Source organism: Lichenihabitans sp. Uapishka_5, from assembly GCF_033947565.1.
Taxonomy (GTDB): Bacteria; Pseudomonadota; Alphaproteobacteria; order Rhizobiales; family Beijerinckiaceae; genus Lichenihabitans.
Map to the genome: position 1 here is coordinate 1 of NZ_JARPVX010000045.1, position 20233 is coordinate 20233.

At 67.2% G+C, this 20233-nt stretch carries 17 protein-coding genes; 13 read left to right on the forward strand and 4 right to left on the reverse strand.

The genetic code is table 11. From position 1 onward, the window contains the following. The 3 genes from ybgF to ftsH form a co-directional block, all read left to right on the forward strand. On the forward strand, nucleotides 1-656 hold a 656-nt coding region (gene ybgF, locus P7D22_RS14830), incomplete at its 5' end, for a tol-pal system protein YbgF (protein ID WP_319935023.1). Next, nucleotides 650-1699 (forward strand): tRNA lysidine(34) synthetase TilS, encoded by a 1050-nt coding sequence (gene tilS / locus P7D22_RS14835; RefSeq protein WP_442916095.1) that lies wholly within the window; start codon nucleotides 650-652, stop codon nucleotides 1697-1699. The genes ybgF and tilS, both read left to right, overlap by 7 nt. A 147-nt stretch (nucleotides 1700-1846) precedes the next feature. Beyond that, nucleotides 1847-3763, forward strand: a complete 1917-nt coding sequence (gene ftsH / locus P7D22_RS14840) for an ATP-dependent zinc metalloprotease FtsH (RefSeq protein WP_319935025.1) — start codon at nucleotides 1847-1849, stop codon at nucleotides 3761-3763. A gap of 176 nt (nucleotides 3764-3939) precedes the next feature. Here ftsH and P7D22_RS14845 read toward each other — a convergent pair whose 3' ends face one another. Then, nucleotides 3940-7440, reverse strand: coding sequence for a hypothetical protein (locus tag P7D22_RS14845; RefSeq protein ID WP_319935026.1), 3501 nt, complete (start codon nucleotides 7438-7440; stop codon nucleotides 3940-3942). Between the two features lie 365 nt (nucleotides 7441-7805). Here P7D22_RS14845 and P7D22_RS14850 point away from each other — a divergent pair, with 365 nt between their 5' ends. The 6 genes from P7D22_RS14850 (at nucleotide 7806) to P7D22_RS14875 (ending at nucleotide 15449) form a co-directional block, all read left to right on the forward strand. Next, the gene (locus tag P7D22_RS14850; protein ID WP_319935027.1) at nucleotides 7806-8168 is read left to right on the forward strand and encodes a MerR family transcriptional regulator; all 363 of its coding nucleotides are present in this window, start codon (nucleotides 7806-7808) and stop codon (nucleotides 8166-8168) included. 119 nt (nucleotides 8169-8287) lie between these two features. Beyond that, nucleotides 8288-10075 carry an acyl-CoA dehydrogenase C-terminal domain-containing protein gene (locus tag P7D22_RS14855; RefSeq protein WP_319935028.1) on the forward strand — a complete coding sequence of 596 codons (1788 nt, stop codon included), beginning with the start codon at nucleotides 8288-8290 and terminating at the stop codon, nucleotides 10073-10075. 196 nt (nucleotides 10076-10271) lie between these two features. Next, on the forward strand, nucleotides 10272-11480 hold the full coding sequence (locus P7D22_RS14860; RefSeq protein WP_319935029.1) for an acetyl-CoA C-acetyltransferase: 1209 nt from the start codon (nucleotides 10272-10274) through the stop codon (nucleotides 11478-11480). 44 nt (nucleotides 11481-11524) lie between these two features. Then, nucleotides 11525-13726, forward strand: a complete 2202-nt coding sequence (locus P7D22_RS14865) for a 3-hydroxyacyl-CoA dehydrogenase NAD-binding domain-containing protein (protein WP_319935046.1) — start codon at nucleotides 11525-11527, stop codon at nucleotides 13724-13726. After that, nucleotides 13723-14691 (forward strand): ABC transporter ATP-binding protein, encoded by a 969-nt coding sequence (locus P7D22_RS14870; RefSeq protein WP_319935030.1) that lies wholly within the window; start codon nucleotides 13723-13725, stop codon nucleotides 14689-14691. The genes P7D22_RS14865 and P7D22_RS14870 overlap by 4 nt, the downstream gene beginning before the upstream one ends. Continuing rightward, complete coding sequence (locus tag P7D22_RS14875; RefSeq protein WP_319935031.1) at nucleotides 14688-15449, forward strand: ABC transporter permease; 762 nt, start codon at nucleotides 14688-14690, stop codon at nucleotides 15447-15449. Before P7D22_RS14870 ends, P7D22_RS14875 begins: the two co-directional genes overlap by 4 nt. Here P7D22_RS14875 and P7D22_RS14880 read toward each other — a convergent pair. Further along, nucleotides 15431-15799 carry a chlorhexidine efflux transporter gene (locus P7D22_RS14880; protein ID WP_319935047.1) on the reverse strand — a complete coding sequence of 123 codons (369 nt, stop codon included), beginning with the start codon at nucleotides 15797-15799 and terminating at the stop codon, nucleotides 15431-15433. The genes P7D22_RS14875 and P7D22_RS14880 overlap by 19 nt on opposite strands. Here P7D22_RS14880 and P7D22_RS14885 point away from each other — a divergent pair. After that, the gene (locus P7D22_RS14885; protein WP_319935050.1) at nucleotides 15783-15929 is read left to right on the forward strand and encodes a hypothetical protein; all 147 of its coding nucleotides are present in this window, start codon (nucleotides 15783-15785) and stop codon (nucleotides 15927-15929) included. The genes P7D22_RS14880 and P7D22_RS14885 overlap by 17 nt on opposite strands. A gap of 1 nt (nucleotide 15930) precedes the next feature. Here P7D22_RS14885 and P7D22_RS14890 read toward each other — a convergent pair whose 3' ends face one another. Further along, on the reverse strand, nucleotides 15931-17085 hold the full coding sequence (locus P7D22_RS14890; RefSeq protein WP_319935032.1) for a DNA recombination protein RmuC: 1155 nt from the start codon (nucleotides 17083-17085) through the stop codon (nucleotides 15931-15933). Nucleotides 17086-17442: 357 nt separating this feature from the next. On the opposite strand from P7D22_RS14890, the gene P7D22_RS14895 reads away from it, so the two are divergent. After that, nucleotides 17443-18540, forward strand: coding sequence for an AI-2E family transporter (locus tag P7D22_RS14895; protein WP_442916094.1), 1098 nt, complete (start codon nucleotides 17443-17445; stop codon nucleotides 18538-18540). Nucleotides 18541-18570: 30 nt separating this feature from the next. On the opposite strand, the gene P7D22_RS14900 is transcribed toward P7D22_RS14895, so the two are convergent. Then, nucleotides 18571-18819 (reverse strand): hypothetical protein, encoded by a 249-nt coding sequence (locus tag P7D22_RS14900; RefSeq protein ID WP_319935033.1) that lies wholly within the window; start codon nucleotides 18817-18819, stop codon nucleotides 18571-18573. 199 nt (nucleotides 18820-19018) lie between these two features. Here P7D22_RS14900 and P7D22_RS14905 point away from each other — a divergent pair, with 199 nt between their 5' ends. Then, on the forward strand, nucleotides 19019-19462 hold the full coding sequence (locus P7D22_RS14905; RefSeq protein ID WP_319935034.1) for a hypothetical protein: 444 nt from the start codon (nucleotides 19019-19021) through the stop codon (nucleotides 19460-19462). 5 nt (nucleotides 19463-19467) lie between these two features. Next, nucleotides 19468-20217: a ribonuclease T2 gene (locus P7D22_RS14910; protein ID WP_319935035.1), complete on the forward strand. Its 750-nt coding sequence runs from the start codon at nucleotides 19468-19470 to the stop codon at nucleotides 20215-20217. The last annotated feature ends 16 nt before the right edge of the window (nucleotides 20218-20233 follow it).

Here is a 20233-nt window from a genome sequence, read left to right on the forward strand (position 1 = left end):
CCTTCGACCCTGCGGCCGATCCGTCGGCGCCCGGCGCGCCGCGCCCGCTCGGCTCGACGACGCCGAGCCAGCCCCTCAATCCGGCCGCATCGACCGACGTCGCCACCAAGCGGGCCGACGCAACGCTGAATGCGCCGCTCGACCTGATGCACCGAACCCCGCCGCCGGATGCCAACCCGCTGCCGGGCGCCACGGCGGCGGAGGTGGTGGCAGTACCCCGACCCGCAGCAGGCTCGACGCCGAGCCCGAACGTCGTGGCGAGCCTCGCGCCCGGCGGGACCCGCGACGAATATAACGGCGATATCGAGCTCTACCGCCAGGGGCAGTACGACAGTGCCGCAACCGGCCTGCACAGCTTCATCGACAAATATCCGCGTGACCGCCTGGTGCCGGATGCCGTCTACCTGCTGGGCGAAACCTATACGAAGCTTGGACGACACCGGGAAGCAGCCGAGCAGTACCTGCGGCTGTCGACCGATTTCAGCAAGGCGCCGCGCGCCGCCGACGCCTTGCTGCGGCTTGGCATGTCGCTGAACGCCATGGGTGTGAAGGAACAAGCCTGCGCCACCTTCGACGAGGTGACGCGACGCTATCCCACGGCTTCGACGGATGTGCGCACGACGCTCGACCGTGAAATGAAACGCGCGCGCTGCTGACCGGCAAGACCGCCCCGGGGCTGCCGCCCCTCGGTGACCTGTTCGACGGGCTGGGCCGGTCGCAGGGCCTGGTGCTGGCGGTGTCCGGCGGCCCCGATTCGATGGCGCTTCTGCACCTCGTGGCGGCTTGGCGCCCGCCCGGCTTGCCGATCACGGTGGCGAGCGTCGACCATGGGCTGCGGCCGGAGGCGGCGCTCGAGGCGGCCGCCGTCGTCGCAACCGCGCACGGGCTCGACCTGCCAGCCACGCTGCTGCGCTGGGAGGGCGAAAAACCGTCGACACGCCTGCAGGCACGGGCGCGCGCTGCACGCTACGATCTGCTGGCCACGCATGCCCGGGCGTTCGGTGCCCAGCACATCGTGACGGCCCACACGCTCGACGATCAAGCCGAGACCCTGTTGATGCGGCTTGCGGCAGGCTCGGGGCCGCGCGGGCTCGCCGGCATGCTGCCCTGCTCGGTTTGGGACGGCATGGTCGTGGCCCGCCCACTCTTGGGGGTCCGCAAGGCGGCGCTGGTCGCCCTGTGCCGTTCGGCAGGCTGGGCCTTCTTTGACGATCCGTCCAACCACGCCCCCCGCTTCGCGCGGGCGCGGTGGCGCGCTCTCGCCCCGATGCTGGGTGCCGAAGGCTTGACGCCCGAACGACTGGCAACTCTGGCGACCCGACTGGCCCGGGCCGAACGCGCGCTTGAAGCCGCTACGCAAACTGCGGCCGTCATCTGCGCAGGCGCCGGCGAGCATGGGACCCGGCGCTTTTCTCAAGCCTTGTGGGATCAGCCCGACGAACTGGTGCTGCGCCTCCTTGCCGCTGCCCTGCAGGATGTCGCACCGGAGAGCCCCCACCGACTCGCGAAACTCGAGGGGCTGCTCGTGGCCTTTCGACAGGCCCGACAACAGGGCCTTCCCCTGCGGCGGACGTTGCAGGGCTGCCTCGTGGCCCTCGATCGACACGGCTGTGTGTCGGTCGGGATCGAAGGTCCACGCAAGGCCGCATCCCCTGCCCGAGCGGCAAATCTTGCAACCTCGTTAAACGCGAAAAGATGATCGCGCCGCCGTTCCCTTGGCAAGGCAACCGACGCGTCATACATTGCGACACGAGACCGTAGCGGCCCAGCCTCGGATGGATGTCGTCAACGTGCCCTCTCTCCGGAACGAACGTGCCGGTGGCTTTGGATGAGACGCGGGTCAGCAATGAATCCGAATTTTCGGAATTTCGCCCTCTGGGTGATCATCTTTCTCCTGGTGGTGGCGCTCGTGCTGCTGTTCCAGAACCCTGGCCAGCGCGCGCAATCGCAGGATATTAGCTTCAGTCAGCTGCTGACCGAGGTCGACCAAGGCCACGTGCGTGAAGTGACCATCGCGGGCAGCGAGATCAGCGGTCACTTCAACGACAGCCGCGCTTTCTCGACCTACGCGCCGAACGATCCGTCGCTGGTGCAGAACCTGTACAAGAAGAACGTGTCGATCACGGCCAAGCCGCCGTCGGATGGCAATTCCTGGCTCGTGACGCTGCTGGTCAACGGGTTGCCGCTGATCGCCTTCATTGGTGTCTGGATCTTCATGTCGCGCCAGATGCAGGGGGCTGGCGGCAAGGCGATGGGGTTTGGCAAATCGAAGGCCAAGCTGCTCACCGAAGCGCACGGCCGCGTCACTTTCGAAGACGTGGCGGGTGTCGATGAGGCCAAGGAGGATCTCGAGGAGATCGTCGAGTTCCTGCGTGACCCACAGAAATTCCAGCGGCTCGGTGGTCGTATCCCGCGCGGTGTGCTGCTGGTGGGCCCTCCTGGGACGGGTAAGACCCTCCTGGCGCGTGCCATCGCGGGCGAAGCCAACGTGCCGTTCTTCACGATCTCGGGCTCCGACTTTGTCGAAATGTTCGTCGGCGTCGGTGCAAGTCGCGTGCGCGATATGTTCGAACAGGCCAAGAAGAATGCTCCTTGCATCATCTTCATCGACGAAATCGACGCGGTCGGCCGGCACCGTGGTGCAGGTCTCGGCGGTGGCAATGACGAGCGTGAGCAGACGCTGAACCAGTTGCTGGTCGAGATGGACGGCTTCGAAGCGAATGAGGGGATCATCCTCATCGCGGCCACCAACCGCCCCGACGTGCTCGATCCCGCCTTGTTGCGTCCAGGCCGGTTCGATCGTCAGATCGTTGTGCCGAACCCGGATGTGGCGGGCCGCGAAAAGATCCTGAAGGTTCACGTCCGCAAGGTGCCGTTGTCACCCGATGTCGACCTCAAGACCGTGGCACGGGGTACGCCAGGCTTCTCGGGCGCCGACCTGATGAACCTGGTCAACGAGTCGGCTTTGATGGCGGCCCGGCGCGGCAAGCGCATCGTCACGATGGTCGAGTTCGAGGACGCCAAGGACAAGATCATGATGGGTGCCGAGCGGCGCACCCTGGTGATGACCGAGCAGGAAAAGATGCTGACGGCCTATCACGAGGGTGGTCATGCGCTCGTGGCGCTGACGGTGCCGGCGACCGATCCCGTTCACAAGGCCACGATCATCCCGCGTGGCCGGGCGCTGGGTATGGTGATGCAACTGCCCGAGCGCGACAAGCTGTCGATGAGCTTCGAGCAGATGACGTCGCGCCTTGCGGTTCTGATGGGCGGCCGCGTGGCGGAAGAGCTTGTCTTCGGCAAGGAGAAGGTCACCTCGGGGGCGCAGTCCGATATCGAGCAGGCGACCAAATTGGCTCGCGCAATGGTGACCCGTTGGGGGTTCTCGGATGAACTCGGCACGGTCATGTACGGCGAGAACCAGGAAGAAGTGTTCCTCGGCTATTCGATGGGCCGACAGCAGACCATTTCCGAATCGACGTCGCAGAAGATCGACTCGGAGGTGCGGCGCCTCGTCGAGACCGGTCTTGCCAGCGCAACAGAGATCCTGACGTCCCGCCGGGACGCCCTGGAAGCCTTGGCAAAGGGTCTGCTCGAATATGAGACCCTGACTGGGAGCGAGATTATCGGTCTTCTCGAAGGCCGGTCGCCCGTCCGCAACACGGAAGACGAGCCGCCGCCGCCCCGCGCATCCGCGGTGCCGACGATCGGCAAGGGGCGCTCCAAGCCAGGCCCGGAACTCGAGCCGCAGCCTTCGGCCTGAGAGTGTAGATCACAAACAGAAGCCCCGGAGACATGCTCCGGGGCTTTTTGCTATCGGCAGCTGATAGGCTCGCCGGTAACGTCGCGACGTTCAGATCAGAGGATCGATGCTTCGCAGCGAATCCTAGCCTTGTTCGACGCGATCTCAGCCTCGCGTCGAGCCGACCCGGATCGCGCCTACAGGCTGCCGATCCGCGCCTCGACCTTTCTGGCAGAAGCCGTCTTGCCTGCGGGTGCCGCATCCCAACCACCGGCCGGCGGTGCCACGTCATTGGTGGCGGCGTCGGGTGTCAGGGCATGGAAGCTCGCCACGATGCTTTTGGCCTCAGCCAATGCTTTGGCGTCGAGTTTGGCCGCCACGGCATCGCGCTTTAGAACGGCATCGCTGTCGCCCTGCGTGGCTGCGGCTGAGAACCAAGCGTAGGACTGGCCGAGATTCTGGGGTCCACCAAGGCCGCGGGCCAGCAACACTGCTAGATTAAACTGGCTGTCGCGGACGCCGTAGCTGGCCGCCTTGGTGAACCAGCTCAGGGCCTTGCCGTAATCAGACTTGGCGCCCGCCCCCTCGGCCGACATCACCGCCAGGTTGTGCATGGCCCGCACGTTGCCCTGCCCGGCTGCCTTCTCATACCAGGCGACCGCAAGGGCCTGATCGGCCGACACGCCGACGCCCTTCTCGTACATGGATCCGAGCCGATATTGGGCTGGCGCCAAGCCCTGCTTGGCGGCGCGCTCGAACCACAGGGCGGACAGCTTCGGGTCTCGCACAAGGCCGCGCCCTTCCGACAAGCGGGCCGCGACTTCGAACTGTGCTTTGGCGTCGCCGCTGGCCGCGAGGTCCTTGAGCCCCTGACCGAGGCCGGTCAGGCCCGCCATGTCGATCGAGGCGGCAGCCGGCAGCGAGCCTGTCGGGGTAGGATCGGTGAGGGAGGCCCCGCGCTCAGCCGCAGGCGCAGGCAGCATGGCGGTGACGGGCGTCGGGGTGGTCTGCAGCGATGCGCCCTTGTCGGGTTTCGGGGACGACGGCTCGGCCGTAGCTCCGGGCAGCGTCGGGGCCTGGGAAACGACGGCAGCGCCGGGGCTCCGCTCGGTCGACAGCCGCACGATCTGCAGGGTGCCGAGCAGCAGCACCAGCCCCGCAAGGCCGAGCAGCAGCGGCCGACGACGATTGGCGAAGAACGATCGCGTCCGGCTGGTTTGTTCGGCACCATCGGCATTCGCCAGCAGGGCAGCATCCAGCGCCGAATCCTGCGCCGCCTGAGCCGCTCGTCGAGCCGCCGCGATCAACGGTGCCACATCGGCCGGGGGGTGGCTGGCCACATGCGGGACGGGCGCCGTGCTGGCGCCATGCCCGGGGCGCAGCGGCACCTCGGCCATCACGACGCTACCGGGTTCGAGCAGGAAGTGGTCGGGATCGAAGGGCGGGATCTCGCCGAAGCTCGAACGTTCGCGCGGCTCCGCCTCGGGTTCCGCCCGGCGACGACGACGCGGCGCCTTGTCGGCCGCTGCCGCTGCCATGGGAGCCTCGCCAGGCTGTGCCGGTGCGAGCGTCATGTGGTCGACCAGACGCTCAAGCGTGGTGTTCAGCGCCGAAAGCGTGGTGGTGACGCGCCGGTCCGATACCTCCTGAACGCGACGCAATTCCGCCAGTTCCTGGCTGACGTGGTCGACATCGAGACCCGTCTGCACGGTGAGTTCGGCCCCGTTTAGTCGCGGGTTGTCCATGGCGGCCCGCAGCGTGTCCTGCGCGGCGGCCCGGGCGGCGTTCTCGGCGGCGTCGATGGCGACGTCGCGAGATTGCTCGATCTGCAGAAACAGGTCGCCGATCAGCCGCTCCATGCCGCGCAGCGCGGTGTTGCCCAATTCTGTCTGATCCAGCCGCTCGATAAGGCGACCCATCTGGGCCTGCAGGGCCGACAGCACGTCGCCATCGCTGCGCGGGTCCTGGGCGTCCTGCATGCGGTCCGCCAACGTGCCGACCAGCCCGTAAAGCGCATTCACGTCATGCGACGCGCGACCCATCGAGTCGATCTTCTCAGACAGCGAGCCGATGCTGGCCTCGAGCTGGCTGAGGTCGCCCTTGGGGGCGACCCGGGTGGCAAGGCGGTCGACCAGCGTCTCGTGGGCGCGGTCGATCTGCTGCGCCAGGCCCGCCATCAGCGCCTGCGGTCGCTGCGCCTCCGCGAGCAGTTCGACGCGCGCCGCGATGGTGTCGATCTTCCCATCGAGCACACCCAACATGCCGTCGGCCGCGGTGCGCTGCACCAGCGCGCGAATGTCGTCCACCGCCTTGGCGAGGTCGCGCGACGCCCCCGGGGCGGGACGGTCGACGAGGCTGCCGACCTTGAGGCCGAGCGTCGAAATCTCATCCTGCAGCCGATCGGTCGCGCTCAGGCGCTCTGTCAGGCCGCCCACCATCTCCCGCAGCCCGGCCAGTTCGCCGCGCAGCTTCTCCAGCGCGCCGCTATCGGGCCCGCGCGGCGGCTGTGCGTCGAGCTTGGCCGCCAGCGCCCGCATGTCGCGGCGCACGGCCTCGACGGCCGGCGTTGCGTCCACGGCGCGGATCGCCTCCCGCATATCGCGGCCGAGCCGCTCGACCGGGGCCAGAACCGAGGCCTGCACACCATCGAGCTTCGACAGGTCGACGCGACCCATCAATTCGCGGACGGCGGACTCGAGGGAGCCCAACGCATGCTGCGGCGACAGGTCGGAGACCCGTGTCGCGAGTTGCGCCAGTTCGCCCTGCAGACGCCGCAGATCCTCGACGCTCGTCGGCCCCGCACCAGCCGCCACGGCCGCGACCCGATCGGCGGCAGGCGACCGTTGGCCATCGAGGGCCGATCGACCTGGCGTCGCCTTCGCTTCGGACTGGGCACCCGCGACCTGCGCCTCGAGCTTCTCGGCCAGCGAGCGGAACGCGGCCTGGAGATCGGCGAAGGATTGCGGCGCCGGCGCCTCGATCGTGTCGAGGCTCGACAACGGCGCCAGCACGGGCTTCGGCATCGCCGCCGGACGGGCGGGCCGCGCGGCTTCCTCGATCCGGAACCGATCCGCCTCGGCCTGCGCCGGCTCGTGGGTTTCAACCGCCGGAGCGGGAGCCGGCGCGCCGCCGATCTCGGCTGCGGCTTCGAAAGAGCGGTTCAGCTTGGCCAGAATGGCATTCAGGCGGTCGTCGAGTTGCGTCGCTTCGGCCTGGGCCGGTGAGCGTGCCGCGACGCTCGCTGGCACCGGGGCAGGCTTGCGAGCCGCGCGACCGGCTTGGACGCCCGTCCAGGCCGGCAAGGCACTCTCGGCCCGCTGCGGGGTCGACGAGGCTGCCAAGGCGAAATGGGCCTGGACCGCAACGCCGGATCGCAGATCGGCCGCCGATCGCGGCACGCCGCTCGAAAGCGCGGCGACCTGCTCGCGAACACCGGCAAGGCTTGGCGGAACGGATTCCTGCAGGACGAGCGCCGTCGCGTCGGCCCCGTCGTCCTCCGACAGCCGGCTCGCGATGGCTTCAAGCCTGTCGTCGCTGCCGACATCGTCGATCTGGACGCCGAGTTCCGCGGCGCGGGCCGAGATCACGGTGTTCAGCCATTCGCCGAGCGGAACCCCGGCGCGCTTGGCCGCCAGCCGGGCGGCTTCACGCGCATCGAAGCCCACGCCTTTTACGTTCCATGGCAGCGGCTTGTTCATGGGAGAGCCCGTCGGACCAGAGGTCGGGTTGTGCTTGTCTTGCGATCGCTCGAGGGCTCGTATCGTCATAGATTGAGATCCAAACCACCTTCCAACCACGTGAAACGACATTCCAGCGGCACGGTAAACAGCCGGTTAACACCTTCGTTTTTGACCCTGATTTTTCTCCCACCGCGATTGATCGTTATTTTTTGCAACTTTTGGTTGCGGTCTCACCGACCTCGATTACACTCCACCCCATGCCGCTACGGCGTCTCACGAGCGGCGAGGCTCGATCCACGGTTTGCCCGATGAACGTCACATCGCGTTCTGAATCCCGAGTCCCCCTCCGCAAGGCGAGAAGCCGTCCGGAGCCGGGTCTTCCGTTGTTCACCATCGGCGACTTGGCCGAAACCTTCGATGTCAGCCTGCGCACCCTTCGGTTCTATGAAGACAAAGGGCTGCTTGCACCGTTCCGGGACGGCACCTCTCGCTTCTACACCGAGCAGGATAAGGCTCGCCTGGCGCTGATCCTGAAGGGCAAGAACCTCGGCTTCACGCTGGGGGAAATCCGGGGCATGCTGGCCGAGCAGAGCTTCGATCGCAGCGAGGCCGAAGCCGCGGCCCTGAAGCTCGATCCCGAGCAGATCGCATCGCAGATCGGTCACCTGCAGCGCCAGCGCGAGGAGATCGATGGCGCGATCGCCGAACTGCGGGCTGCCCACGAGCGTTTGAGCGCCAGTCTCTAAATCGAGACGGGTGCGGACCCGCGTCGCATTTCCCTCTTCGGCGCGGACGCCTATATGCGGCTCATCGCCGGTCGCGGCCTCGGTCTCGTCCGGCCTGGTTCCGCGTCGAGGCGACACCCATGGTCAGCTACAAGGCTCCGGTCGAAGACACGCTGTTCTGTCTCGACGATGTGCTGCAGCTGTCGCGCTACAGCAACCTGCCGCGCTTCGGCGAGGCCTCGATGGACGTGGTCGAGGCCATCCTGACCGAGGCGGCCCGATTCTGCGAAAACGCGCTGCAACCGCTGAATCGCACCGGTGATCGATCCGGTTGCGTGCGACACCAGGACGGGCGCGTCACCACGCCGGCCGGGTTCAAGGAAGCCTATGAAAGCTACTGCGCCGGGGGCTGGCAGGGGCTCTCGGTCGCCAGCGCCTATGGGGGCCAGAACCTGCCGCAGGTGGTCGGCGCCGCCGTCAACGAGTTCTGCTTCGGCGCCAACATGGCCTTCACCATGTATCCCGGGCTGACCCAAAGCGCCGTCGCGGCTCTGCTGGTGCATGGGTCGGAAGAACAGAAGCGGCTTTACGCCACCCGCATGGTGACGGGCGAGTGGACCGGCACCATGAACCTCACGGAGCCGCATTGCGGTACCGACCTCGGCCTGTTGACCACGAGAGCCACGCCACGGCCCGATGGGGCCTTTGCGCTGACGGGACAGAAGATCTTCATCTCGGCCGGTGAGCACGATCTGGCGCCCAACATCATCCACCTCGTGCTGGCCCGCATCGAAGGCGCGCCGGCCGGCACCAAAGGCTTGTCGCTGTTTCTGGTGCCCAAGGTGCTGGTGGAGCCCGATGGATCTCTCGGTGCCCGCAACGCCGTGTCGTGCGGCGCCATCGAGACCAAGATGGGCATCCACGGCAACGCCACCTGCGTGATGAACTATGACGGCGCGACCGGCTGGCTGATCGGCGAAGCCAACCGCGGGCTGCAGGCCATGTTCGTGATGATGAACGAGGCCCGCATCGGCGTCGCCATCCAGGGGCTCGGCCTGTCGGAGGTCGCCTACCAGAACGCCGCCGCCTATGCGAAGGAGCGTTTGCAGGGCCGCGCCCTGTCGGGCCGCACCGATGCCGGCAAGCCGGCCGACCCCATCCTGGCGCATCCCGACGTGCGCCGCATGCTGCTCGAGGTACGGGCCTTCAACGAAGGCGCGCGCGCACTGCTGCTATGGGGTGCATTGCAGGCCGACCTGGCCGCGGCCAGCGAAGACCCGAAGGCCCGCCAAACCGCCGAGGACCTGCTCGGGCTTCTCACCCCGGTGCTGAAGGGCGTGCTCACCGACACCGGCTTCAACAATTGCGTCACGGCCCAGCAGGTGTTCGGCGGCCATGGCTATGTGGCCGAATGGGGCGTCGAGCAGTTCGTCCGCGATGCCCGCATCGCCATGATCTACGAGGGGGCCAACGGCATCCAGGCGCTCGACCTCGTCGGCCGCAAGCTGCCCAAGGACGCCGGCCGCGCCTTCACACTTTTTACCCGGGAAGTCTCGGCCTATCTGAAGCAGAAAGCCGACCAGGACGCGATGGCGCCTTACCTCGCGCCCCTGAAGGAGGGGCTCGACCGGCTGCAGCAGGCGACGATGTGGTTCATGGCCAACGCCATGACCAAACCCGACAATGCCGGTGCCGGCGCCACCAGCTATATGCACCTGCTGGGCCTCGTCGGCATGGGCTACATGTGGGCCCGCATGGCCGAAGCGGCGCTGGCCCGCAAGGCGCGTGGCGCCTCGGCCGGCATGGATGCCAAGCTGACCGTCGGTCGCATCTTCATGGAACGGCTGATGCCCGAGACCGCGACCCACCTGGCCCGCATCACGGCCGGCGCCGAAACAATGATGGCCATGCCGGCGGAAGCGTTCTAAATCTCCGGCCGCCCCGTCCCCGGCTGGAGCGCGCCCGATGAGCGATCCCGGAACCCCGATCGCGCGCCGCTCCGGCGGCTGCCCCTGCGGTGACGTGCGCTTCGCGTCACGGGGCAAGCTTCGTGGCCACGGCAGGCCGCATTGGCCGCTTCATCGCCCACCGGCACATTGACCATGACACCTGACGGACCCACCCATGGCTGACGCCTTCATCTACGACCACGTCAGGACGCCGCGCGGACGCGGCAAGCCCGATGGCGCGCTGCATGAGGTTTCGACGCTGCGCCTCGCCGTCACGGCGCTGGCGGCCTTGGGGCAGCGCAACGACCTCGCGGCCGCGACCGTCGACGATGTGGTGCTCGGTTGTGTCGACCCCGTGGGCGAGGCCGGCGGCGATATCGCCCGCGCGGCGGCGCTGACGGCGGGCTATGGCATCCAGGTGCCGGGCGTACAGATCAACCGGTTCTGCGCTTCGGGCCTCGATGCCGTGAATTTCGCGGCCGCCCAGGTGATGGCGGGCCAGCACGAATGCGTGATCGGGGGCGGCGTCGAATCGATGAGCCGCGTCGGCATCGGGGCCTCGGGCGGCGCCTGGCCGGTGGACCCCGCCATTGCCATCCCGGCTTATTTTATGCCGCAGGGCGTTTCGGCCGACCTGATCGCCACGAAATACGGTTTCAGCCGCGATCAGGTGGACGCTTATGCGGTCGAGAGCCAGAAGCGCGCCGCGGCCGCCTGGGACGCCGGCCGCTTCGACCGGGCCGTCGTGCCGGTGAAGGACATCAACGGGCTGACCCTGCTGGCCCGGGACGAGCACCTGCGCCCCGGCACCGACATGCAGTCGCTCGGCGCCCTGAAACCCGCTTTCGCCACGATGGCGCAGCAAGGCGGCTTCGAGGCCGTGGCGATCCAGGCCCACCCCGAGGTCGAGCGCCTGCGCCATGTCCACCATGCCGGCAATTCGTCCGGCATCGTCGATGGCGCCGCCGCGGTGTTGATCGGCAGTGCCGAGGCTGGGCAACGCCTCGGCCGCAAGCCTCGCGCCCGCATCAAGGCTTTTGCCAATATCGGCTCCGACCCGGCGCTGATGCTCACCGGTCCGATCGACGTGACCCGCAAGGCGCTGGCGCGCGCCGGCATGACGCTTGATGATATCGACCTGTTCGAGGTCAACGAGGCCTTTGCGGCCGTGGTGCTGCGCTACCTTCAGGCCTTCGACCTGTCGCCCGCCAAGGTGAATCCGAACGGCGGTGCCATCGCGCTCGGCCATCCGCTCGGCGCCACGGGGGCGATGCTGCTCGGCACCGCGATCGACGAGCTCGAGCGCACCGGCAAGACCACCGCCCTGGTGACGCTCTGCATCGGCGCCGGCATGGGCACCGCCACCATCATCGAACGCGTATGACCGTGCCGACCGCCGCGCAGATCGGGGCTGGGGAAAACACCACGATGGACCTGCAAAACTTCCGCCTCGACCGCTATCCCGACGGCATCGCCCTTCTGACTTGGGACATGCCGAAGCGTTCGATGAACGTCATCACGGCCGATGTGATGGCGGAACTCGACCGCGTCATCGATCACGTCGCAGGCGATCCGGCCCTCAAGGGCTGCGTCGTCACCTCGGGCAAGCAGAGCTTCTCCGGCGGTGCGGACCTCAACATGCTGCAGGCGCTCGGCCGCGACTACGCGCGACTGGTCGAGACCGAAGGCGAGGACACCGCCATGCGGACCTTCTTCGATGGCTCGCGGCAGCTGTCGGTGTTGTTTCGCAAGCTGGAAACCAGCGGCAAGCCCTGGGTGGCGGCCATCAATGGCCTCTGCCTCGGCGGCGCCTTCGAGCTGGCGCTCGCCTGCCACCACAGGGTGATGGGCGACGGCGACCATGTGCGGGTAGGCCTGCCGGAAGTGAAGGTCGGCTTGTTCCCGGGGGCCGGCGGCACCCAACGCGTCAGCCGCCTGATGCAGACCGGCGACGCGCTGCAGATGCTGTTCAAGGGCGAGCAGATCAAGCCCGCCCTGGCCAAGTCCATGGGCCTCGTCCATGCGGTGGTGTCGCAGGCGGAGCTGGTCGAACACGCCAAGGCCTGGATCCGGGCCGGCGGCAAGGGCGTCGCGCCCTGGGACGAGAAAGGTTTCCGGCCGCCCTCCGGCAAGGTGTTCTCACCGGTCGGCATGATGACCTGGCCGGCCGCGAACGCCATCTACCGGCGCGAAACGCAGGACAACTACCCGGGCGCCCGAGCCATCCTGCATGCCGTCTACGAGGGCCTGCAGGTGCCGATTGATCTCGGCCTCAAACTCGAGAGTCAGTATTTCGCAAAGGTGCTGCGCTCGCCCGAGGCGGGCGCCATGATCCGCTCGCTGTTCGTCTCGATGGGCGAGCTCAACAAGGGCGCGCGCCGGCCCAAGGACGTGCCGGTCGCGACCCTGAAGCGCATCGGCGTGCTGGGTGCCGGCTTCATGGGGGCCGGCATCGGTTATGTGCTGGCCGGTGCGGGGCTCGATGTGGTGCTGATCGACCAGAGCCAGGACGCGGCCGAGGCCGGCAAGGCGCTGTCGCACAAAGTGATGACCGAGCAGGTGTCCCGTGGCCGCGCCAAGACGGCCGACCGCGATGCGCTGCTGGCCCGCATCACCCCCTCTGCCGACTACGAGGCGTTGCGCGGCTGCGACATGGTGATCGAGGCGGTGTTCGAGGATCGCGCCGTGAAGGCCGAGGCGACCCGCAAGGCGCTCGCGGTGGTGGGGGCCGACACGATCTTCGCTTCCAACACCTCGACGCTGCCGATCGGCTCGCTGGCGGAAGCCTGGGACAAACCTGCGAACTTCGTCGGCGTCCACTTCTTCTCGCCCGTGCAGAAGATGCCGCTCGTCGAGATCATCAAGGGCCGCCAGACGGGCGATCGCGCCATCGCGGCCGCCATGGACCTGGTGCGCCTGTTGAAGAAGACGCCGATCCTGGTCAATGACGCGCGCGGCTTCTACGCCAATCGCTGCGTCTTCGCCTATCTGCTCGAAGGCCATAAGATGCTGCTCGAGGGCGTGCCGCCGGCTATGATCGACAATGCCGGCCGCCAGGCCGGGATGCCGGTCGGGCCGCTGTCGCTCACCGACGAGGTGGCGATCGACCTGTGTCGCAAGGTGATGCTGGCGGCGCGGCATGACCTCGGCGAGACCGCCGTCGACCCGGCCCAGATGGACCTTCTCGACGCCATGGTGACCCAGCACGGGCGCCTCGGCCGCAAGAACCGCAAGGGCTTCTACGATTACCCCGAGACGGGATCGAAGTCGCTCTGGCCGGGCCTCTCGGATCTGCAGCCCAACAAGCAGCAGGCCGACGCGATCGACGTCGGCGACCTCAAGAAACGCTTCCTGGTGACGCAGGCCATCGCGGCCGCACAGGCCATGGCGGACGGTATCGTCACCGATCCGCGCGAGGCCGATGTCGGCTCGATCGTCGGCTTTGGGTTCGCGCCCTTCACGGGTGGCACGCTGTCCTACATCGACGGCATGGGCTTGGCGCAATTCGCCTTGTTGTGCGACGACCTGTCGAGAAAATACGGCGACCGCTTCAACCCGCCCGGACTGGTACTCGACATGGCGCGCGACCACGAAACCTTCTACGGCCGCTTCGGGACCAAGGCGGCGTGAACAGCCTCGCCCATCCCGACACACGGTCGGCCACGCCGCTCGCCCCCCCCGCCCTGTCGATCAAAGGGCTAACCAAAACCTATGCGTCGGGGTTCCAGGCCCTGAAGCGCGTCGATCTCGACATCGCCCGCGGCGAGATCTTCGCCCTACTGGGCCCGAACGGGGCCGGCAAGACGACGCTCATCTCGATCGTCTGCGGCATCGTCAACGCCTCGACCGGCAGCGTCACCGTGGATGGGCAGGACATCGGCCTGCACTACCGGGCGGCGCGGGCCAAGATCGGCCTCGTGCCGCAGGAACTGACGACCGACGCCTTCGAGACGGTCTGGGATACGGTGAGCTTCAGCCGCGGCCTGTTCGGCAAAGGCCGAGACCCAGCCGTGATCGAGCGCGTGCTGCGCGACCTGCACCTTTACGACAAGAAGGATAACCAGATCCGCACCCTGTCGGGCGGCATGAAGCGCCGCGTGCTGATCGCCAAGGCCCTGTCGCACGAGCCCGAGATCCTGTTCCTCGACGAGCCGACCGCCGGCGTCGATGTGGAGCTCCGGCGCGACATGTGGCGGGTCGTGCGGGGTCTGCAGCAGAGTGGTGTCACCATCATCCTGACCACGCATTACATCGAAGAAGCCGAGGAGATGGCCGACCGAATCGGTATCATCAACCACGGCGAGATCGTGCTGGTGGAAAGCAAGACCGAGCTGATGCGCAAGCTCGGCAAGAAGCAGCTGACCTTGCAGATGACGCAGCCGGTCGACGCCATTCCGGCGTCCCTGGCTCCCTATGGCCTGACGATCTCGGCCGATCGCCGCAGCCTCGTCTACACCTATGACAAGGCCAGCCAGGGCGGCATCGACGCGATGCTGAACGACCTCGGTCGTACCGGCCTGCGCTTTACCGACCTCGCGACGCACCAGAGCTCGCTCGAGGATATCTTCGTCGGCCTGCTGGAGCCCACGCGATGAACTGGCATGCCATCCGGGCCATCTACCTGTTCGAGATGGCCCGCACCCGCCGCACCTTGTTCCAGAGCGTCGTCTCGCCGGTGATCTCCACCTCGCTTTACTTCGTGGTGTTCGGCGCCGCCATCGGGTCCCGCATCCAGAACGTCGACGACGTCACCTACGGAGCCTTCATCGTGCCGGGGCTCGTCATGCTGTCGCTGTTGACGCAGAGCATCGCCAATGCGTCGTTCGGCATCTACTTTCCGCGCTTCACCGGCACCATCTACGAAATCCTGTCGGCGCCGCTGTCGCCGGTCGAGATCGTCGTCAGTTACGTCGGGGCGGCGGCCACGAAATCAACAGTGCTGGGCTTGATCATCCTGGCAACGGCTGGCCTGTTCGTGCCGCTGCGCATCGAGCATCCGGTGTGGATGATGGCGGTGCTGCTGCTCACTTCCGTCACCTTTAGCCTGTTCGGCTTCATCGTCGGGCTCTGGGCCGACGGCTTCGAGAAGCTGCAGATGGTTCCGCTGTTGATCGTGACCCCACTCACCTTCCTGGGGGGCAGCTTCTACTCCATCAACATGCTGCCGCGGTTCTGGCAGACCGTGACGCTGTTCAACCCCGTGGTTTACCTGATCAGCGCCTTCCGCTGGAGTTTCTTCGGCCAGGCTGACGTGCATATCGGCATCAGCATCGCGGCCGTCGTGCTGGTTCTGGTTGTCTGCCTCGGCGTCGTGACCTGGATGTTCAAGACGGGTTATCGGCTCAAAGCCTGAGTCTGGTGGGCCTGGAGGCGCAGCATGGCAGCGTCAAAGGCCGCATTATAAAGCAGACTGTAGACCAGGAAGAACACGATGGCGCCCGCATCGAGCGCCAGCGCGGCCTTCAGCGTGGCGCCGGTGATCAGCACCGTGAGTGGGATCGTATAGGCCGCGATCAGCAGCTCCAGGCCGGCGGCATTGAGCAGCCGCAGGCGCAGGCCGCGCTGCCGGGTCGGCACCCATCGGTCGAACACAAAGGTCCACCCGGCATTGGCCACGACCGCTCCGACCGAGATCAACACGCTCAATGTTCCGCTATCGACCGCCGAAGCCCCGGTAACGAGCCCAATGACCGGCATCGCCACCGCGATCGCGATGACTTCGAACAAGACCGTGTGGATGACGCGCTCGCGCAAGCTTCGCATCACCCCGCTGTGCCGTGCCGATGCCGATAAGGCAAGCACGCACCTCGATCGGCTTCTGGGCGGCCATTGAGCTACGGGGCGACACCGAACAAGCTCGGCAGGGCCGCCGGTCCGGGTGAAGAACTCGCCGGCGGCGCCGCGCAATCGAGGCTGTCGATCTTGTCACCCCGGGCCACGATGCGATCCGTCAGCGTCGCGAGATCGGCGACATCCTTGCGGGCGAGCCGGAAATGGTCGTCGAGCTTGCCGACGCGGTCGCCGAGGCGCCTCACCTCGTCCATCAGGCCCCGCACCTCGGCCTGAATCAGATGCGCCTGCTCACGCATGCGGGCATCGCGCGCCACCGAGCGCATCAGCTGGATCGCCAGGGCCAGCAAGGTCGGCGACACCACCGACACCCGGGCGCGGTGGGCCTTCTGCATCACGTCGGAAAAATGCTCCGACAGATCGGCGAACACCGATTCCGAAGGCACGAACATCAGCGCCGTATCCTGCGTCTCGCCCGGAATGAGGTAGCGCTCGGCGATGTCGCGGATGTGCTTGCCCATGTCAGTGCGCACCCGGGCGGCCGCCTCGGCGCGGGCGCGCTCTCCGGCAGCCGCCTTGAGGGCCGTGAAGGCTTCGAGCGGAAACTTGGCGTCGATCACCAGGGCGGCCCGGTCACCGGGAAGCTTGACGGTGCAGTCCGGCCGCGTGCGGTTCGAGAGCGTCGGCTGGAAGGCATAAACGTCGGAAGGGAGCCCGTCCCGCACGATGGCCTCCATGCGAGCCTGCCCATAGGCGCCACGCGCCTGTTTGTTGGCCAGCACATCGCGCAGGCCCACCACCTCTTCGGTCAGATCGGCGAGGCGCGCCTGCGCGGCGTCGATCACGGCCAGCCTTTCGTTCAGCTTCGACAAGCCCTCGCCGGTGCGATGGGCCGAGCGCTCCAAGGTCTGGCCCAGACGGGCATTGACAGTGTCCAGCCGCTCGCCGACCAGACGCGCCAGGTCGCCCTGCCGGGCCGACAAGGATTCACCCATGGTCCTGACCCGGCCGGTCAGTTCGAAATTGGCCTGGTGCAGCGACGACACCAAGCCCTCGACATCCCGCAACGACACCTGACCGGTGCGCCGCCCCGCCCAGAGCGTCACGACGAGGACCACCAGCCCCGCCCCGCCCAACAAGAGTGCGGCCGGAACCGACAGGCCGAACGGCAGCGCAAAGGATGGAGCGGCGGCGATCATGGCAGCACCCTACGGCACGTCGCGGCACAAGGGAACAAAAACAGAACCACTCGGTCGCCCTGTTCGAGCGAAAGCCCCAATCGATCGAGCCTGATCGGGGCCGAGCGACGCGCTTGCGTCGGCATCCCCTTCGATGCCGGGATGCGATCAAAGTCGATCGGCCGAAAACACGAACACCGACGCCAAGCGTAGCGCTTCAATCAAACGCGACATGAAGGCGATCGGCCTCAGGCTGGTGCCCCTTGACCCTGAACCCAAACTGTCGGACGGCTCGCCCGTTCGAGGAAGGCGTCACGACATGGCTACATATTGCTTCCGAACGGCCCCGACCGGCGCTGCAATGCGGTCGGTCTGACCATGCGAACGCTTGTCGAGCATCGTCCACCCCGGCGCGCCACGCCGGAACGGATGCAGCGCTATGCCCGAACCGCTTTGGTGATCGGGCTTGCGCTTCTCGGCCTCTGGATCATCCACGACTTTCTCGGTGCGCTGGTCTGGGCCGCGATCCTGACGGTCGCGCTCTGGCCGGTCTTCGAACGGGCATGTCGGTGGTGGCCGGCGGGACGGCGGATCGTCTGGCCGGCGCTCTTCACCAGTTTGGCAGGCCTCGTCATCATCGTGCCGCTGGTGCTGATCGCCGTGCAGGTCGGACGCGAATCACGCGACGCCTTCGCGTTCCTGCACGACCTCGAAAGCAATGGCATCCCGGTGCCTGACTGGGTGGGCCGGCTGCCGGTGGGCGCCAAGGCCGTCGCCGATTGGTGGACCCTGAACCTGGCCACGACCTTCGACACCAACGACGTATTGCGCCGGTTCAGCCATGGCTCGCTGTTCTCGGTGACCCGGGAATACGGCGCCAAATTCGCGCACCGCCTCGTCACCTTCGTATTTACCCTGTTTACGCTGTTCTTTCTGTTCCGCGCCGGCGACCACGTGAAGCTGCAGTTGCTGGAAGCGAGCCAACGCGTCTTCGGCCCCAAGGGGGAAACCCTCGCCCGCCAGATGGTGGCGTCCATTCATGGGACGGTGGATGGCTTGGTGCTGGTCGGCATCGGTGAAGGCGCCGCCATGGGGGTGGCCTACCTGTTCACCGGGGTGCCGCATCCGGTGCTGCTCGGGGCCGTGACGGCTGTGGCAGCCATGATCCCCTTCGGCGCCGCGGCGGCCTTCGGTGGCGCTGGGATCTATCTGCTGATTCAGGGTGCGCCGGGGCTTGGCATCCTGGTGGTGGCCATCGGCCTCGCGGTGGTGGGCATTGCAGACCACCTCGTACGCCCCGCCGTCATCGGCGGGGCCACGCAACTGCCGTTCCTCTGGGTTCTGCTCGGCATCTTGGGCGGGGTCGAGACCTTCGGCCTTTTCGGCCTATTTCTCGGCCCGGCCGTAATGTCGGCCCTGATCCTGCTGTGGCGGGAGTTGGTCGGACCACGTGCCGAGCCGGTCTCGCCAGCTTAAGCCGACACAGACGCTATCGCCGACCGGACATCACATCTTGGTCTGCGATTCGTCGTCCTGCTCGGGCTGGGCCTGCTGCTGCCGGTCCTGGCGACGCTGGACGGCAGCCCGATGATGGCCGACCGCGCAGCCCGCCAGCGCGCCCAGCACGGCATGATGGCCGGCGAAGTGCCCCGCCACACCGCCCACCGCCGCGCCCTTCAGGCATCCGGCCGCCTCGGCACCCGTCGACAGCAGACACACGACCGAGAGCCCGGCCACCCAACCCTTCACGTTCATAGCGCGTCCTTTCGATCCGGCCTCGAACCGCCGGTTGGTCGCTGTTCCAACGCTGCGAAGTGCAGCTTTGTTCGCGGGTGACGTGTCGCCGCCGCCACACCGGCCGGATCGCCGCCTCATGCCCCTGCGATCCCGGCCTTCCCGGCTTGACCCGGCTTCCGCAGACGGCGCATCGTGGTTGCCAAAGTCGAGGACCCCGATGAAACGCCTGCTGCACTCCGCCTTGGCGGCCACCATGCTGGTCGCGACGGCCGGCGCCGCTTCCGCCCGGATCGTGACGCCGGCGGAAAAACGCTTCTTCAGCTATTCGGGAGAAGTCCCACCTTGCGGCGACCCTGATGTGCTGTCGACCATCACGGACCGGTTCGCGCAGACCGAAAGCGAATATTGGGACTCGCACCTTCAGATCATCACCTACGATCGCGTCCGATCGATCGGCATCCGGCCTTGGGGCCTCGACCACATCCCGCGCACCTTCTGCATGGCCCGCGCCGTGCTGAGCGACCATTCGGTGCATGAGGTGTCGTATTCGATCGGTGAGAACCTCGGGTTCTCGAGCTTCGGCGATGGCGTGACCTGGTGCGTCGCCGGCCTCGACCGGGAATACGCCTATGCGCCGAACTGCAAGGACGCACGGCCTTAAACGCCATGCGGCTGCGCCCCGTCGCGTCACTTGCCTGGCTGGTGTTTCTGGCCTTGACCGGCGGCGCGTCGGCACAGCCGGCCTCGTCGGCTTTGCCCTGCGTGCTCGACAAATGCCTCGATGGCGGCAGCGAACAGCCACCAAATCCCGCTGAACCGTTCTCCCCGAGCCGTGGAGCGGTGGCCCCGGGCAGCTTCGACTTCTACGTCCTGTCGCTTTCCTGGTCGCCGAGCTTCTGTGCCGACGGCGGCACCCGCAAGTCGCCGGACCAATGCGCGTCCGGTGCCAATCCCGGTTTCGTGCTGCATGGCCTATGGCCGCAGAACATGCGCGGCTATCCGTCCGCCTGCGCCGGCGGCCAAGCATCCCCGTCCCGAATGGCGCTCGATGCGATCCGTGGTCTTTACCCGGATGAGGGATTGGCGCGGCACGAATGGCGGCAGCACGGCACCTGCACGGGGCAGAGCCCGACCGCTTACTTCGCCGACGTGCGCCGCGCCCGCCAGGCCGTCTCCGTGCCGCCAGACTTCATGGGCCCCACGACCGACGCCACCTGGACGCCGCTCGACATCGCCCGCAGATTCACGGAAGCCAACCGAGGCCTGCGCACGGACGAGATGGCCGTGACCTGCCGCGCGGGCGCGCTGCAGGAGGTGCGCCTCTGCTTGTCCAAGGATCTGCGCGGCTTCGTACCCTGCCCCGAAGTGGCGCGCGCCTCCTGCCGCAGGCCCGTCACGGTGCCGGCCGGCCACTGACGCCAAGGCCAGGAGC

Excerpts from the sequence above, each read along its gene's own strand:
- ftsH (WP_319935025.1), top strand. The coding sequence starts at position 1,847 with ATGAATCCGAATTTTCGGAATTTCGCCCTCTGGGTGATCATCTTTCTC.
- P7D22_RS14845 (WP_319935026.1), bottom strand. The coding sequence starts at position 7,440 with ATGAACAAGCCGCTGCCATGGAACGTAAAAGGCGTGGGCTTCGATGCG.
- P7D22_RS14855 (WP_319935028.1), top strand. The coding sequence starts at position 8,288 with ATGGTCAGCTACAAGGCTCCGGTCGAAGACACGCTGTTCTGTCTCGAC.
- P7D22_RS14860 (WP_319935029.1), top strand. The coding sequence starts at position 10,272 with ATGGCTGACGCCTTCATCTACGACCACGTCAGGACGCCGCGCGGACGC.
- P7D22_RS14865 (WP_319935046.1), top strand. The coding sequence starts at position 11,525 with ATGGACCTGCAAAACTTCCGCCTCGACCGCTATCCCGACGGCATCGCC.
- P7D22_RS14875 (WP_319935031.1), top strand. The coding sequence starts at position 14,688 with ATGAACTGGCATGCCATCCGGGCCATCTACCTGTTCGAGATGGCCCGC.
- P7D22_RS14885 (WP_319935050.1), top strand. The coding sequence starts at position 15,783 with ATGACCGGCATCGCCACCGCGATCGCGATGACTTCGAACAAGACCGTG.
- P7D22_RS14890 (WP_319935032.1), bottom strand. The coding sequence starts at position 17,085 with ATGATCGCCGCCGCTCCATCCTTTGCGCTGCCGTTCGGCCTGTCGGTT.
- P7D22_RS14895 (WP_442916094.1), top strand. The coding sequence starts at position 17,443 with ATGCGAACGCTTGTCGAGCATCGTCCACCCCGGCGCGCCACGCCGGAA.
- P7D22_RS14900 (WP_319935033.1), bottom strand. The coding sequence starts at position 18,819 with ATGAACGTGAAGGGTTGGGTGGCCGGGCTCTCGGTCGTGTGTCTGCTG.
- P7D22_RS14905 (WP_319935034.1), top strand. The coding sequence starts at position 19,019 with ATGAAACGCCTGCTGCACTCCGCCTTGGCGGCCACCATGCTGGTCGCG.
- P7D22_RS14910 (WP_319935035.1), top strand. The coding sequence starts at position 19,468 with ATGCGGCTGCGCCCCGTCGCGTCACTTGCCTGGCTGGTGTTTCTGGCC.